The sequence below is a fragment of the Chloroflexus sp. genome (assembly GCF_049970315.1).
GTDB lineage: Bacteria > Chloroflexota > Chloroflexia > Chloroflexales > Chloroflexaceae > Chloroflexus.
This window is the reverse complement of the sequence record NZ_JBMFNE010000010.1, coordinates 107,484-122,349: the sequence shown is the minus strand read 5'-3', so window position 1 is coordinate 122,349 and position 14,866 is coordinate 107,484. Positions and strand designations below refer to the sequence as shown.

Genomic DNA, 14,866 nt, shown 5'->3' with positions numbered 1-14,866 from the left:
GGTGACAGTGAGCCGACCGAGCGGGTACGAGTTCACGGCGGCCAATCAGGGTGCGGATGATGCGGTGGATTCGGACGCCGACCCGACCAGTGGCGCGATGAGCGCAACCGTGTTGGTGTCGGGCGAGGAAGACTTGACGTGGGACGCCGGTCTCTACCAACCGGCTAGCGTGGGTGATTTCGTCTGGCGCGATACGAATGGTAATGGTCAGCAAGACACTGGTGAGCAAGGAGTAGATGGGATCACGGTGACATTGACCGGTGCCGGTCCGGATGGCGTGTTCGGTACTGCCGACGACATAAGCCGCACAGTGACAAGTGGTCATACCGGTATTGGCGGTGAATATCTCTTCAGTGGTTTGCCACCCGGCGGCTACTACCTGACCTTCAGTGGTTTAGCAGTTGGCGATGGGTTCACCGCGGCCAATCAGGGGAACGATGCAACCGACTCCGATGCCAACTCGAGCACCGGACGCACGACAACCTTCACGTTGGTTAGCGGTCAGACCGATCAGACGTGGGACGCCGGTCTATTCGGCACGGCCAGTCTCGGCAATCTGGTCTGGGAAGACACGAACGGCAACGGTGTACAAGACACCAGCGAGCCGGGGATTGACGGGGTGACGGTGACGTTAAACGGCACAACTGGCGCAGGGGTGACGTTCAACCTGACCACGACCACGAGTAGCGGTGGCTTTTACCGGTTCGACAACCTCGTTCCGGGCACGTACACAGTGACGGTAAGCCGACCGAGCGGGTACGAGTTCACGGCGGCCAATCAGGGTGCGGATGATGCGGTGGATTCGGACGCCGATCCGACCACTGGCGCGATGAGCGCGACGGTACTGGTGTCGGGTGAGGAAGACCTGACGTGGGACGCCGGTCTGTATCGGCCGGCCAGCGTCGGCAATCTGGTCTGGGAGGACGTGAACGGCAACGGCGTGCACGATACTGGCGAGCTGGGGATTGATGGCGTGACCGTGACATTGAATGGGACAACCGGTGCCGGCGTAGCGGTCAACCTGACCACGACCACGAGTAGCGGTGGCTTCTATCGGTTCGACAACCTTGCTCCGGGGACGTACACAGTGACGGTAAGCCGACCGAGCGGGTACGAGTTCACGGCGGCCAATCAGGGTGCGGATGATGCGGTGGATTCGGACGCTGACCCGACGAGTGGCGCGATGAGCGCGACAGAGTTGGTGTCGGGTGAGGAAGACTTGACGTGGGACGCCGGTCTCTACCAACCGGCTAGCGTGGGCAACTTCGTCTGGCGCGATGTGAACGGCGACGGCGTGCAAGATGCCAGCGAAACCGGTATCAGCGGTGTGACCGTCACTCTGACCGGGGCCGGGCCGGATGGCGTGTTTGGCACGGCGGATGATATCAGCCGAACCATGACCACCGGCAGTAACGGTGAGTACCTCTTTGATAACCTGCCGCCGGGTAGCTACCGGCTGACCTTTAGCGATATTCCGGCTGGATTGACCTTCAGCCCGGCTGATCAAGGCAGCGATGATACCGCTGATAGTGATGTCATCACGAGCGGCGGTGCCACCGATGTCTTTGCACTCACCAGCGGCCAGAGCGATCTGTCGCGCGATGCCGGTCTGTATCCGTTGTTGAGCCTCGGTAATCTGGTCTGGGTCGATACCAACAATAACGGTGTGGTGGATAGCGGCGAGAGCGGTGCGAGCGGGGTGCAAGTCCGGCTCTACCGTGACAGCAACGGCAACGGGACGTGGGATGCGGATGATCTACAAGTGGGTACAACGTGGACTGATAGCAATGGCAATTACCGCTTTGCCGGCTTGCCGCAAGGCAACTACTTCGTGGTCTTGCCGGGACGGCAATTCGGCATCGACGGCTTCTGGTATGGCTATCGCAGCAGCACTGGCGACTTCTCGCTAGCGGCTGGGCCATATGAGCCGGCGCCTGATACCAACACCGATCGCGATAACGACGATAACGGTACGCGACAGGCGGATGCCGACTCGGACTTCAACATCGTCAGCAGCTTGATCGAGCTGCGGCCTGACAGCGAGCCGGATACGGCCGTTGATGGCGACGGGAGCGACAGCAATCTGACCATCGACTTCGGCATCTTCCGGCCGGCGGTGGTGGGTGATACGGTTTGGAGTGACCGCAATGGTGATGGCCGGCAAGACGCCGAAGAGCCGGGAGTGGCGAATGTGCGAGTTACCCTCTACTACGTTGGCACTGACGGCATTGCCGGCACGGCTGACGATATGGAGGTAAGGACGCAGTTCACCGATGGCAATGGCTTCTACGAGTTTACTGATCTGCTGCCGGGCGACTACTATCTGGTCTTTAGTGAATTGCCAACGGGGGCGCGCTTCACCGCTGCCGATCAAGGCGCTGATGACACGGTTGACTCGGATGCTGATCCGGTCACCGGCATGACCGCCGTCTTCTCGCTCGAGGATACGATCGCTTGGGATTGGGACGCCGGTCTGCTCTTGCCGGCCAGTGTGGGTGATCGGGTGTGGCTGGATACTAACGGGAACGGGGTGCAAGATGCTGGCGAGCCGGGGATTACAGGCGTGACCGTGCGGCTAACCGGTACCGACATTGATGGGAACACGGTTGATCGAACCATCGTTACCGATGCGAACGGCACCTACCGGTTTGACAACGTGCAGCCGGGCACGTACACAATCACGGTGATGCCGCCAGATGGGTATGTAATCTCGGCAAAAAATCGAGGTGGTGATGACAGCACCGATTCAGACCTCAATCCGAGCGGGACAACCGATAGTTTCACCATTCTCGGCGGTGATGTTGCACTGACGTGGGACGCCGGTCTCTACCAACCGGCTAGCGTGGGCAACTTTGTCTGGGAGGACGTGAACGGGAACGGGGTGCAAGATACCGGCGAGCTGGGGATTGATGGCGTGACCGTGACATTGAATGGGACAACCGGTGCCGGCGTAGCGGTCAACCTGACCACGACCACCGGCGGCGGTGGGTTCTACCGGTTCGACAACGTGCAGCCGGGTACGTACACGATCACGGTGACGCCACTGACCGGTTATGTGATCACGGCAGCGAATCGGGGCAGTAATGACAACACCGATTCGGACATCGATCCGGTCACTGGTGCCACCACCACCTTCTCTCTCACGAGTGGCACCACCGATCTAACGTGGGATGCCGGATTGTACAAACCGGCGACGTTGGGTAATCGAGTCTGGCACGACCGCAATGCCAATGGCATTGCTGAGAGTGGTGAGGAGGGTGTCAGCGGAGTTACGGTCAGGCTGTATCGGGCTGATGGTACCCTGGTTGATACCGTCGTGACCGATAGTAATGGTCGCTACCTGTTTACCAATTTACCGCCGGGAAGCTACTATCTGGAGTTTGAACTACCGGGTGGCTGGGTCTTTAGCCCACCAATGCAAGGCGGTGACAGGGGACAGGATAGCGATGTCGATCCGAACACGCAGCGCACAGCAATCTTTACGCTCGGTTACAGTGCAACCGATCTCAGTTGGTGGGCAGGTATCCACCAGCCGGTGCCGCCGACAGCGATTACGTTGCTCAGCTTCACCGCCGAGCGCCAGAACAACGGAGTGTTGCTGCGCTGGGTAACCGGTAGCGAGCGGGATACGCTCGGCTTCGTGATCCTGCGCAGTACGAGTGACAATCGGGCAGATGCAGTGCAACTCTTCACGACACCAATTCCGGCACGAGGTAGTGCAGGCGGTGGTGAAAGCTATCAGTGGTTCGACCGCACGGCCCGGCCTGACGTGAGCTATCACTACTGGCTGGTTGAAATCGAGGCTGGCGGTGGGCGTAACGAGTTTGCCCTCCATAGCCCAGTGCTCCAATCCATCTATCGCCTATTGATACCGGTGATCTTGCGTTAAGCATAGACCGGAACAGTGACCAAACCGGTGACCGATCCTCACAATTGCGTGAGGCACGGTCACCGGTTATTTGTGCATGAGCGTGAGTTGAATTGGTGATGATGAGCGAGTCGGGGATCGAACCTGAGCGGCTCAATGGTTCGTTGCTCGTCTTGTTTGCGTGATCTGCTCGTGCTACAAAAAGGGTTTTTCAGACAATTTTTTGATTTTTAAGCAAAAATACATGCCAAAATCGGCTGAATATGTTATAATAGGCAAACAAGATCAAACCTCGATAAAACTCCACAAGAACGGTTGGGAAGGTGTGAGCAAACACCACGCTCAATGAGAGTAGTTGTACGGTTTACACGAGACAACGAGATAGGTACCGAACAAATCAAGAATTGCATATCTGCCTACAGCCAGAGCAGGAGTTGGTGTTATGTATATCCGTTGGGTGGTGAGAAGGCATAAAAATACCGAAATAGCTAATACCAACTTTCACGATGCATATCTCGTCGAGAGTTATCGTGACGAGCGCGGACAACCGCGCCAGCGCACGATTGCGTACCTCGGCAACATTCGCCAAATCGGTGATGAGTTTCCGACAATTGAGCGCGAATTATTCCTCTTGCGGGCCGACCGGATCCTCGAATCACTCCCTGACCTGACTGAAAGTGATCGGCAAGAGGCACGTGAAGCCCTTCGACGCAAAGTACCGCCACTCACCCGGGACGAGGTAATCCGAGCCTTTACCGCTAATTTAACGTGGTACCGGCAATGGTGGGAGCAGAACGGTTGCCCACTCAGCGATGACGAATTGCTGAGTATCGTTCGTACAACCCGTAGTGGGTTAGAGCCGATTTGAAGTTTGCATAAGGCAACAATTTTGTCACACGCATGGTAATCACTCCATGGTAGGATATAACCATGGAGCAAAATACAATCCTCATAGTTGATGATGATGAGCAGATTCACGATCTGCTCACTGCAATAGTCGCCCCTCTTAGCCTTCGCCTGCTGGTCGTGCAGCGTGGTGACGAGGCACTGCATTTGGCAAGACAATACAAGCCCGATCTCATCTTGCTAGACGTTATGCTGCCCGATATGAGCGGGTTTGAGGTGTGTCGGACATTACGCGAAGACCCCATACTTGCGCAGATTCCGATTGTGATGATTACCGCATTACACGACCGTGAAGCGAAGATCCGCGGGTTTGAAGTCGGTGCTGATGAGTTCATCGCCAAGCCGTTTGATCTCGGCGAGATGCAAGCTCGGATCACGACCATTCTTCGCCTCAACCGCTATCGCCGTCTGTTGCAAGAACAAGCTCGGGTGAATGCCGAACGAGCACGGTTTGAGTGGGTGATTGAGAATTCTGATAGCCCCTACCTCATTGTTGATCGCGATGACCGGATTGTCTATGTCAATGCCTGTGCCCGTTCCTATCTCGGTCTTGCCCCTAACGAGCAATCGTCGCAATCGTTGCGCGAATTGGTTGCGCAGCGTTATCGATTGATCCCACCAGAAGCGTGGGAACGGTGGCCATTGCCGGTCGATATCCAACGCTTTCTCATGCATCCTGAGACGTTACATAGCCCTGAACAGTGGTTGAGTGTCGAAACGGCGATCATCCATCCGTCTGATGATCAAATTGTGGTGACATTCCGAGACATAACTAGAGAAGTTACAACGGAACGTGATATGTGGACCTTTCACACGGCTATCTCGCACAAGTTGCGCACGCCATTAGTGAGTATTATTGGAGGATTGAATATTTTACATGACAATATCGAGCAAATTGACCGCTCAATGGCGCGTAATATTGCCGCGATTGCCCTTAGTGGTGCGCACCGACTGGAAAGTGAAATCAATGATATTCTGCGCTACATTGATAGTCCAAGCGATGCATACCATTTTGATACCTGCACTGTATTCGATCTTCCCAATATGATCGCTACGATTAGTCAAGATTTGCACATCCGAAGTGTAAACCTCAGCCTTGATCCGGAACTTGATACACGGCGGTTACGCATTTCGCGCCGTAGTCTGGAACAGATTTTATATGAGTTATGCGACAATGCTATCAAGTTCCATCCCCAACGTCATCCGGTCATTATGATACGGGTCACGACCAATCCAGACCATGATCAGGTGCGGTTATTGTTTTGTGATGATGGTATCCATCTACCACCTGAGCAACTGCGCAAGATTTGGCAGCCGTACTATCAAGTTGAGCGCAGTTTTACCGGTCAAGTTGAGGGAATGGGGCTAGGATTGGCCCAAGTTGCACGTATTGCACTGGCGTTTGGTGGCAGCTATTGGGTCTGGAACCGGGTCGACCAGCCTGGCCTCTGTATCGAATTGCGTTTCCCCTTTGCTGAAGGTGAACAAAGCAATGTCTCTCCAGTGCCAACGCTACCTTCGAGTTGACGCTATCCGGCTCTTCTGCTACCCTGTTGCTTTAGGTATGTGCGAAGAAGGAGTCGGAGCGTGCGAATTGCGATTACCGGAGCAAATGGTCAGTTGGGGCGTGCATTGATCGCAACGCTCGCCGGTCATCACGATGTTGTCGCGTTGGGTCACGATCAACTCGAGTTGTCCAACCCGGCCACGGTTGATCAGATCGCGAACACGCGGGCAGAGGTTGTTATCCACGCTGCTGCCTATACCAATGTTGACGGCTGTGCTCGTGATCCCCTACTAGCCTATCGGGTAAACGGGTTGGGTACGCGCTATGTGGCGCTCGGTTGCCGTCGAATTGATGCAGCGATGGTCTATATCAGCACCAATGAGGTGTTTGCCGGTACGAGCCATCGTCCATACTATGAAGATGACCCCACCGGACCGATCAATCCCTATGGGCAGAGCAAATTGGCCGGTGAACAGGAAGTTCGTTTTCTCGTGGCGCGCCACTTTATCGTGCGGGTTGCGTGGTTGTTCGGTGGTGAACGTAATTTTGTGCGAACGGTGTTACGCTTAGCCGCTAATCCGCCAAACGGCGTACTCCGTATGGTTGCTGACGAGATCGGCAGTCCGACCTATGCCGGCGATGTAGCGGCAGGTTTGGCGCGCTTGATTACGACCGATTATTATGGAACGTATCATTTTGTCAACGACGGGATATGTTCGCGCTATGAGTTTGCCGCCGAGATCTTGCGCCAAGCGAGGATTGATATGCCGCTGCTACCGATCCGGTTACGTGATTTTCAGCGCGATAGTACCCCGCCACCCTACACACCGTTGGCGAATATCGCCGGGGCTGCACTCGGGATTACCTTCCGTCCGTGGCAGGAGGCCGTTGCCGATTATCTGGAGCGTCTGCGGTCTGCGCACGTATGACCATGATCGATGTCATCATTCCTAATTACAACGGACGTGAGTTATTACCGACGTGCCTCGACTCGTTGCGGGCGCAGACACGGCGTGATTTTCAGGTAACGGTGGTTGATGACGCGAGCACCGATGACTCGGTCGCACTGATCCGGTCCCGTTATCCTGAAGTGCAAGTGGTGCAGTTGCCCCAGAATCGCGGTTTTGCGGCTGCCGTCAATGTCGCTTTGGCGCAGACGGATCGGCCGTTTGTGGTACTGCTCAACAATGACACAGAGGCCGATCCACAATGGTTGGCAGCGTTGATCGGTGCGCTCGAACGTTGGCCGCAGTTTGCTTTTGCCGCCTCGAAGTTGCGATTGTTTGATCGGCGTCACGTACTCCATTCAGCCGGTGATTTTTACCGATTGAACGGTGAGCCAGGTAATCGCGGTGTGTGGGAAGTTGATCGTGGTCAATACGATGTATTTGTCGAAGTGTTTGGGCCGTGTGCCGGCGCAGCGGCGTATCGGCGAAGCGCTTTGGAGTTGCTTGCCACAGATGGGTATGTATTCGACGAAGAACTGGTGATGTACTGCGAAGACGTTGATCTGAACTTGCGTGCGCGACGAAGGGGGTTGCGCACGATTTTTGTGCCGACAGCGGTGGTGTATCATCGGCTGAGTGCGAGTGGTGGTGGCGTCTTGGCAAGTTATTATTGTGGCCGCAACATGCCGTTGGTGTGGGTAAAGAATATGCCCACTCCGTTGGCCCGTCGCTATTGGCCAGCTTTGCTTCTTTCCCAACTGCGGTTTGCCCTCCACAGTCTGCGCCATATTCGCGAACCGGCTGCACGGGCACGTTTGCGCGGTCAGTTTGACGGTTTACGTGCGTTACCCCGCTTTCTTGCCCGTCGCGCTGCTAAGGTCCACGAAACAGCCACGTTCATTGCCGCGGTAGATCGCTCTAGCTATGCGAGATTCCCATGACGACCATTGATGCCCCATTCCTATCGATTGTTATTCCTGCCTACAACGAGGAGCGACGCCTACCATCTACCCTCGCAACCATCATGGCGTTTCTCGCCCACGAACCGTATACCGCCGAGGTGATCGTTGTTGATGATGGAAGCGACGATCGGACTGCTGAGATCGCAGCGACAACTCCCGGCGTGACCGTGTTACGCTGCGAGCATCGGGGAAAAGGTTTTGCGGTACGGGCCGGTGCTTTAACCGCGCGGGGTTCGATTATTTTACTCTGCGATGCTGATCTGGCAGTACCGATTGAAGAATGGTCGCGGTTGCGGGCTGCAATTGAGGCCGGTTATCCGATCGCAATTGGCTCGCGTGAAGGTCTCGGTGCATCGCGTGAAGGTGAACCGTGGTATCGTCACGTAATGGGCCGAGTGTTTAACTGGATCATCCAGATGCTTGCCCTACGTGGGATTAACGATACCCAATGCGGCTTCAAGGCATTGCGTCGTGACGTAGCCTGTGATCTCTTTAAACGGATGCGCATTTACGGCGATGATGCCCCGGTGGTCCGTGGTCCGGCCGTCACCGCCTACGATGTAGAATTGCTGTTTCTTGCCCGACGGCGTGGCTATTCGATTGCTGAGATTCCGGTTATTTGGCGCTATGGCGCCGAAACAAAGGTGAACCCATTACGCGATTCGTGGCGTAATCTGCGCGATGTGCTGCGAGTACGCCTCAACGATCTTTGTGGACGTTACGATACGACTTCAGCCCCGGTCGAGGAGGTTGCACCGTGATGAAACCCGCTCAACGTGCGTATTTACGTCGGCTCGCCCATCCGTTGCCGGTGACGGTTATGATCGGTAAGCATGGACTGACTGAAAATGTGCTCTCGAAGATTGAACAAGAACTCGACGCTCACGAATTGATCAAGATGCGCTTTCTTGATTACAAAGATCTGAAAGAGCCGTTGTTAGAGGCGATTGTCGCGACAACAGGTGCTGAATTGGTGGCAACGATTGGTCATACTGCCATTCTCTATCGTCAGCATAGCGACCCGGCACAGAGGAAGATTGTGCTATGAATACGAAAGCCTTACAACGCGGGTTTTGGCTCTCGTTTTGGTCGGTCGTCACTATTATGACGGTGCGGGGGGCGCTTATTCCGGCACGACTGCGCAATCCACGGATCACGAGTCTCAGCGGAATCGGGCCGGTGTATGCAATGCTCAGTTGGGGATATAGTGCAGGCGGCCGACCGGTGAATGTCATTTTTGATTTGCAATTCACCGGTGGCGCCACAGGGAGTGTGACCGTTGATGGTGAAGCGTTGGAAGCCGAGGTGCCATTGATCGGCATAGCACACATCGGCGAGGCTTACACGATTACGGCGACGTTGGTCTACCGCTGGCTTGGGTGGACGTTTACTCGCCAGATGCAGGTGTCGGGTCAGGTTGGTTAGCCTGTGCTTCGAGTTCGGCAATGCGAGCGCGGACTTCTGCGGCTAGTCGCTGCAATTCGCGGTTTACCACATATTGCCATTCTGCCGCTTCGTGATCTTCAAGCGCACCACCACCATATTTGAGTTCCATAGCCAAATGCCATCCCTTCCGTTCCGCGAACTTCTCGATCTCCGCGCAACGGCTCGGTGGCCAACGCCGGCGAATGAACTGGCGAAATGCTCGTTCCATTCGCCCCGATCCGTCAGGATTGAGTGATGGGAGCGAGAAGAATGGCTCCTGATCGCGTGGATCGGGCGCGGTGGCTTTACTGAAGTAGAGGGTGCGCTGGGTGATTGAGTAGCGCCATTCGCCATCGCCATGGTAGTTGCCGGGGTTGTTGGCGATGGCACCGGTCAGCATGCGGTCGGTGATGGTCATAGTGGCACCTGTTCTACACAAACCGATCTTACGACAGTAGCCCGTTCAGTACAGCATAGCACAGAGCCTATAAAGAGACAACTGGGACTTTCACTATTTTACGCTGACACCGAATTGGCGTATACTTCCATAAGGAAGATATTTTGAAATGGGTAGAGCTATTCTATGACGATTGATCCACGAGAGTATCGAGCAACGATCGGTCTCTTTGCCACCGGTGTCACCGTTATTACGGCAGATGATGGTAAACAGGTGCGGGGGATGACGGCTAATTCCTTGACATCGGTTTCCCTCGAGCCACTACTCTTGTTGGTTTGCGTTGACCGTAAGGCACGGATGGCTCCGGTGATTAGTGCAGCAACGCACTTTGCCGTCAATATTCTGCGGACCGATCAGGAAGCGATAGCACGTCATTTTGCCGGGCGTCTACAGCCCGATCTCGAAATCCTATTTACCGAACTAGCCGGGGCGCCGGTGTTGCACGATAGTCTGGCCACACTTGTATGCCGACGTGATCGGATTCTTGATGGTGGTGATCATGTAATCGTTCTTGGTCAGGTCGTTGCGCTCAGACGTGCCCCCGAAGGAGAGCCATTGCTCTATTTTGCCGGTTCATACCGTCAACTAGCAGAGCCGTCGCCAACATTGGCAGCAGCCGATTAGCTGTGCTACGATACACTCTGGTAGTAGAGAAGGCTTTTTTGCCTTCCTACCGGAGTTTTACCTATGGGCCGGTTGTACCAGCGCTATCTGTTTGGTTTCAGCCTTGTATATGCTGTACTCATCTGGCTAGACGTACAGCTTGCGTTGGTGCGCTCTGATACCCTATTAGTGTGGTTTGCTACCGGGTTGTCAATCGGTGGCGTATTGGCCTTTGGGAACCGGGCGCTTTGGCCGGTCCTCTTTGGGATGCTCGTCGGATGGAGCGTCGTATGTTGGCAACTAGGCCTTGAGCCGTACCTCCTGATCACCGTGACGATGCTGTTTGCCTTCAGCGCCGTAGGGCAGGCGTGGTTGGCCGGTTGGTTAGTGTGCCGATTTGGTCGTTCACTGCCACCCGCTTCGTTGCGCTGGGGGTTGCATACGTGCGGATTGCTGGCGCTGGCTGTACTACCGGTGCCGGTGTTATGGTTAACGGTACTAACTGCCCTAGATGTGGTGGTGGTATCCGATCTGTGGATCGCTGCTCTCCAATGGTGGCTCAATCTCCTGACCGGCGTTTGGTTGGTCGCACCTTGGGTGGTTTTGGCTGTTACCTATTGGCGACGAAAACCAATACGTGAGCCGTGGCTGTGGCCGGTAAGTAGTCTACTGCTAGCGTTGTTATTGCTTACCCTCCAGCTCGTTTGGCGCGATGCACAGCAGCGTTACGCAACAAAGGTGCAGTCCGAAGCAGACGAAATAGTGAGCGTTATTGATGATCGTTTGCTCCGCTACGAACAGGCGATGCAGAGCCTGAGTGCATTCTTTTATGCGTCACAGTTTGTAGAACAGCACGAGTTTAGTGTTTTTGGGCGCATGATCCTCGAACAACTACCGGCGGTGCAGTCGGTGGGATGGGTGCGTCGGGTACGACAGGCCGAGCGGTTAAACTTTGAGTATGATCAGCAGGAGCGTGGGATACCCGACTTTGTAATTCGCGAACCGGGTGTTACGGGGCCACCAACCGCAGTCCGCGATGAATATTACCCGCTGATCTACGTTGAACCATTCGCGACTCGTCGTGCATTGTTGGGGATGGATATGGCTATGGAGCCATACCGACGCGATGCGTTGTACCAGGCACGTGATAGTGGACAAGTGGTGATGACAGGGCTGATTCAGCCCTATGCGACCGATGTCGAATCGCCGGCTGTGCTCTTGATCATGCCGGTTTATACGTCTGGCCCACCTCCGCAAACCGTGGAGGAGCGACGGCAACGGATTCAAGGTGTGGTCTTGATGCTCGTATCACCGGCAGAGCTGCTCAAACAGGCGCTACAACCTATCGCTGCCCCCGATTTCGACATCCTTCTGATTGATGCAAGTGCAGTGCCACCTCGTCCCCTCGCCTTTCATTCGTTAGCGACAACGCAGGTCGATACAGTACCCGACCCGGTGAGCTATGTGCGTGAGGCAATCATTATTCACGAACTATCACGTTATGGTCGCGTATGGCAAGTTGCGGTCCGTCCCGGACCGACCTATCCACAGCGTTGGTTAGATGGGGATGCCATACGGCGTAGTGTGTTGGCGGTAGGTAGTGTAGCGATCTTTTTTCTCTTCGTTGGTGTGCGCCAGCGTCACGAAGTTCGCCAGCGTCGGCTCACGCGGACCTACGCCCTGCTTAGTGCCATCAACCAAATGATTATTCGCGAACGTGAACCACTGCGTATCTTTCAGGCAGTCTGCCAAATTGCCGTGAAACAGGGTGGTTTTCGGATGGCGTGGGTAGGGTTACGGAATACGACGAATAACCGTCTTGAGCCGGTTGCAGTTGCCGGTAAGGCAGATGATTATCTTGCCCAACTCGATATTGCGTTAACCGAAGATAATCCCTGTCCCACAGCGCAAGCATTGCTCCTCAAGCAGGCGATCATTGTCAACGATGTTGCTAACGATCGGCGGGTAGCGATATGGCGTGAGTCGGCGTTACGTTTAGGGTATCGTGCATTGGCGAGTTTTCCAATAGTGGTTGATGGTGAAGTATATGCCACGCTCAGTTTGTATGCCGCTCAGCCGGGATTTTTTGATACAGCGGAAGTTAAGTTGCTGAGGGAACTGGTGCAGGATATTGCCTTTGCCATTGTCGTTGGGCGGCAAGAAGCTCAACTACGGGCGAGCGAACAACGGAATCACTTGATCGTTAGTACGTTACCCGATATCGTATTTCGCCTCAACCGGGAAGGACGGATTATCGATGTTGCGGCCAGCAATACGAACAGTTTGCTCAAACCACCGGCAGAAATTCTGAACCAGACGTTGGAAGACTTGAGCGATGTGCTGAGTTCAGAAGTGATTAGCCAGCTTCACTCGGCATTGATAGCCGCTTTTGCCAGCGGCGAACTACAAACGGTGGCGTATGAGATGCTCTTTTCAGGTCAAGAACGCTTCTTCGAGGCGCGGGTCAAAGCCATCCCGACCGGTGATGAAGCGATTGTGCTGATGCGCGACATCACTGCCTGGCGAGTTGCCGAATTGCAGTTGCAAGCCGAGCGTGATTTGTTGGCGCAGCGTGTCGCGGAACGTACTGCCGAACTTAGTCGGGCCAATGCTGAACTGGCCCGGTCGGTGCGGGTCAAAGATGAATTTCTCGCTAATATGAGCCACGAGTTACGCACGCCACTCAACACCATCCTTACCCTGAGTGAGAGCTTGCTGGAAGAATTGCGCGGTCCGCTCAACGAACGGCAACGGGCATCAATCCAATTGATTGAAACGAGTGGTCGTCATCTATTAACGCTCATCAACGATGTGCTCGATGTGGCAAAGATTGAGGCAGGACGGATGGAGCTGGTCAAAGAGGTGGTTGCGGTCAGTGATGTGTGTGAGTCCAGTTTAGTTTTAATTAAAGAACAAGCGGCCAAGAAACAGATTCGGCTGCATTGTGTCATCGATGTTCCGCATACCCGTTTCCTCGCCGATCCGCGTCGTTTGAAGCAGATATTGGTCAATCTGTTGAGCAACGCCGTTAAGTTCACATCGGAAGGTGGTTCGATCGAGTTACGGGTGACTACCGATACGGCGCAAGGAACGATTGCGTTTGCAGTCAGTGATACAGGAATTGGGATTGCACCTGACCAGTTGCCACGACTATTTCAGCCGTTTGTGCAGCTTGACAGCAGTCTCACCCGACAACACGAAGGGACGGGCTTGGGGTTGGCGTTAGTGAGGCGGCTGGCCGATCTTCACGGCGGTAGTGTGAGTGTTACCAGCACGCCGGGATCAGGTAGCGTATTTACCGTCACGTTACCTTACCAACCACTCCAGTATGCGGTATCGAATACTGCGGCAAATGATCCATTACCGCCGGTGCGATCGGCACTGATTATTGAAAGTTCAGCCGTCGTTGCCGAACAACTAGCCCGCTACCTCGCCGATCAAAACATTCAGCCGGTGGTGTGGTTGTATGGTAATGGTGCGGTTGAGCAAGTAGCAGCCGTGCATCCTGATTTAATTGTGCTCAGTGTCGAGATGTCAGATCGCTCCGGCTGGGAGATTCTCGCCGATCTGCAACGTGATCCAGAGCTACGCCGCATTCCCGTGATCCTTGTCTCGGTAGTTGATGAACCGGAGCGAGGTTTTAGTGCAGGCGCTGCGGCGTATCTCGTCAAGCCGATCAATCGGGCGATGCTAAAGCAAGCATTGAGCCAAATCTCGTTTTCGGCTGTCTTACCCGCTGAGCCGGTAGTAGGAAAGGGTAACGGTGCGCGAGTGCTGGTTGCTGAAGACAATGAGATGAATCTCATGGTCTTGAGTGAATATCTGCAAGCTTGTGGTTACGAGGTGTGTGTGGCGCGGAACGGACGTGAAGCGTTACAGATGGCAGCAGAGTGGCAACCGAATCTCATCATTATGGATATCCAGATGCCTGAACTTGATGGCTTAGAGGTCATCCGTCAGTTACGGGCGCAGGCAGTGTATGCGACTACGCCGATCATTGCGGTAACGGCACTAGCGATGCTGGGTGATCGTGAACAGTGTTTGCTGGCCGGTGCAACTGACTATCTCACCAAGCCGATTAGTTTACGTCGGTTGGCTCAACAAATCGAACGATTGCTGACTCACTCGCCACATGCCAGATAATTCCGTTTCATCGGGTAAGCTGCATGTGCTACAATCAGACATAAGATA

Annotated in this window: 11 protein-coding genes; 10 read left to right on the top strand and 1 reads right to left on the bottom strand. The window is 54.8% G+C overall.

Annotated features, from left to right (window positions below; genetic code table 11):
* The 8 genes from ACP5OT_RS09160 to ACP5OT_RS09125 all read left to right on the top strand — a co-directional run.
* On the top strand, window positions 1-3,889 hold a 3,889-nt coding region (locus ACP5OT_RS09160), incomplete at its 5' end, for an SdrD B-like domain-containing protein (RefSeq protein WP_428131957.1).
* Between the two features lie 421 nt (window positions 3,890-4,310).
* Complete coding sequence (locus ACP5OT_RS09155; RefSeq protein ID WP_424674520.1) at window positions 4,311-4,736, top strand: hypothetical protein; 426 nt, start codon at window positions 4,311-4,313, stop codon at window positions 4,734-4,736.
* A gap of 62 nt (window positions 4,737-4,798) precedes the next feature.
* On the top strand, window positions 4,799-6,301 hold the full coding sequence (locus ACP5OT_RS09150) for an ATP-binding response regulator (RefSeq protein WP_424674519.1): 1,503 nt from the start codon (window positions 4,799-4,801) through the stop codon (window positions 6,299-6,301).
* A 60-nt stretch (window positions 6,302-6,361) separates the two neighbouring features.
* Entirely contained in the window at window positions 6,362-7,210 is an 849-nt protein-coding gene (gene rfbD, locus ACP5OT_RS09145) for a dTDP-4-dehydrorhamnose reductase (RefSeq protein ID WP_424674518.1), read from the top strand.
* Between the two features lie 2 nt (window positions 7,211-7,212).
* Window positions 7,213-8,169, top strand: a complete 957-nt coding sequence (locus tag ACP5OT_RS09140; protein ID WP_424674526.1) for a glycosyltransferase family 2 protein — start codon at window positions 7,213-7,215, stop codon at window positions 8,167-8,169.
* Window positions 8,166-8,951 (top strand): dolichyl-phosphate beta-glucosyltransferase, encoded by a 786-nt coding sequence (locus ACP5OT_RS09135; RefSeq protein ID WP_424674517.1) that lies wholly within the window; start codon window positions 8,166-8,168, stop codon window positions 8,949-8,951. The genes ACP5OT_RS09140 and ACP5OT_RS09135 overlap by 4 nt, the downstream gene beginning before the upstream one ends.
* Complete coding sequence (locus tag ACP5OT_RS09130) at window positions 8,951-9,238, top strand: YhbY family RNA-binding protein (protein ID WP_424674525.1); 288 nt, start codon at window positions 8,951-8,953, stop codon at window positions 9,236-9,238. The genes ACP5OT_RS09135 and ACP5OT_RS09130 overlap by 1 nt, the downstream gene beginning before the upstream one ends.
* Window positions 9,235-9,615, top strand: a complete 381-nt coding sequence (locus ACP5OT_RS09125) for a hypothetical protein (RefSeq protein ID WP_424674516.1) — start codon at window positions 9,235-9,237, stop codon at window positions 9,613-9,615. Before ACP5OT_RS09130 ends, ACP5OT_RS09125 begins: the two co-directional genes overlap by 4 nt.
* On the opposite strand, the gene ACP5OT_RS09120 is transcribed toward ACP5OT_RS09125, so the two are convergent.
* Window positions 9,578-10,033, bottom strand: a complete 456-nt coding sequence (locus ACP5OT_RS09120) for a hypothetical protein (RefSeq protein ID WP_424674515.1) — start codon at window positions 10,031-10,033, stop codon at window positions 9,578-9,580. The genes ACP5OT_RS09125 and ACP5OT_RS09120 overlap by 38 nt on opposite strands.
* 165 nt (window positions 10,034-10,198) lie before the next feature.
* Here ACP5OT_RS09120 and ACP5OT_RS09115 point away from each other — a divergent pair, with 165 nt between their 5' ends.
* The gene (locus tag ACP5OT_RS09115) at window positions 10,199-10,696 is read left to right on the top strand and encodes a flavin reductase family protein (RefSeq protein ID WP_428111287.1); all 498 of its coding nucleotides are present in this window, start codon (window positions 10,199-10,201) and stop codon (window positions 10,694-10,696) included.
* 63 nt (window positions 10,697-10,759) lie between these two features.
* Window positions 10,760-14,818: a response regulator gene (locus ACP5OT_RS09110; RefSeq protein ID WP_428131954.1), complete on the top strand. Its 4,059-nt coding sequence runs from the start codon at window positions 10,760-10,762 to the stop codon at window positions 14,816-14,818.
* Window positions 14,819-14,866 lie beyond the last annotated feature (48 nt).

Coding starts and splice junctions, on each gene's coding strand:
- ACP5OT_RS09140 (WP_424674526.1), top strand. CDS start 7,213: ATGATCGATGTCATCATTCCTAATTACAACGGACGTGAGTTATTACCG.
- ACP5OT_RS09125 (WP_424674516.1), top strand. CDS start 9,235: ATGAATACGAAAGCCTTACAACGCGGGTTTTGGCTCTCGTTTTGGTCG.
- ACP5OT_RS09130 (WP_424674525.1), top strand. CDS start 8,951: ATGAAACCCGCTCAACGTGCGTATTTACGTCGGCTCGCCCATCCGTTG.
- ACP5OT_RS09110 (WP_428131954.1), top strand. CDS start 10,760: ATGGGCCGGTTGTACCAGCGCTATCTGTTTGGTTTCAGCCTTGTATAT.
- ACP5OT_RS09120 (WP_424674515.1), bottom strand. CDS start 10,033: ATGACCATCACCGACCGCATGCTGACCGGTGCCATCGCCAACAACCCC.
- ACP5OT_RS09150 (WP_424674519.1), top strand. CDS start 4,799: ATGGAGCAAAATACAATCCTCATAGTTGATGATGATGAGCAGATTCAC.
- ACP5OT_RS09135 (WP_424674517.1), top strand. CDS start 8,166: ATGACGACCATTGATGCCCCATTCCTATCGATTGTTATTCCTGCCTAC.
- ACP5OT_RS09115 (WP_428111287.1), top strand. CDS start 10,199: ATGACGATTGATCCACGAGAGTATCGAGCAACGATCGGTCTCTTTGCC.
- ACP5OT_RS09155 (WP_424674520.1), top strand. CDS start 4,311: ATGTATATCCGTTGGGTGGTGAGAAGGCATAAAAATACCGAAATAGCT.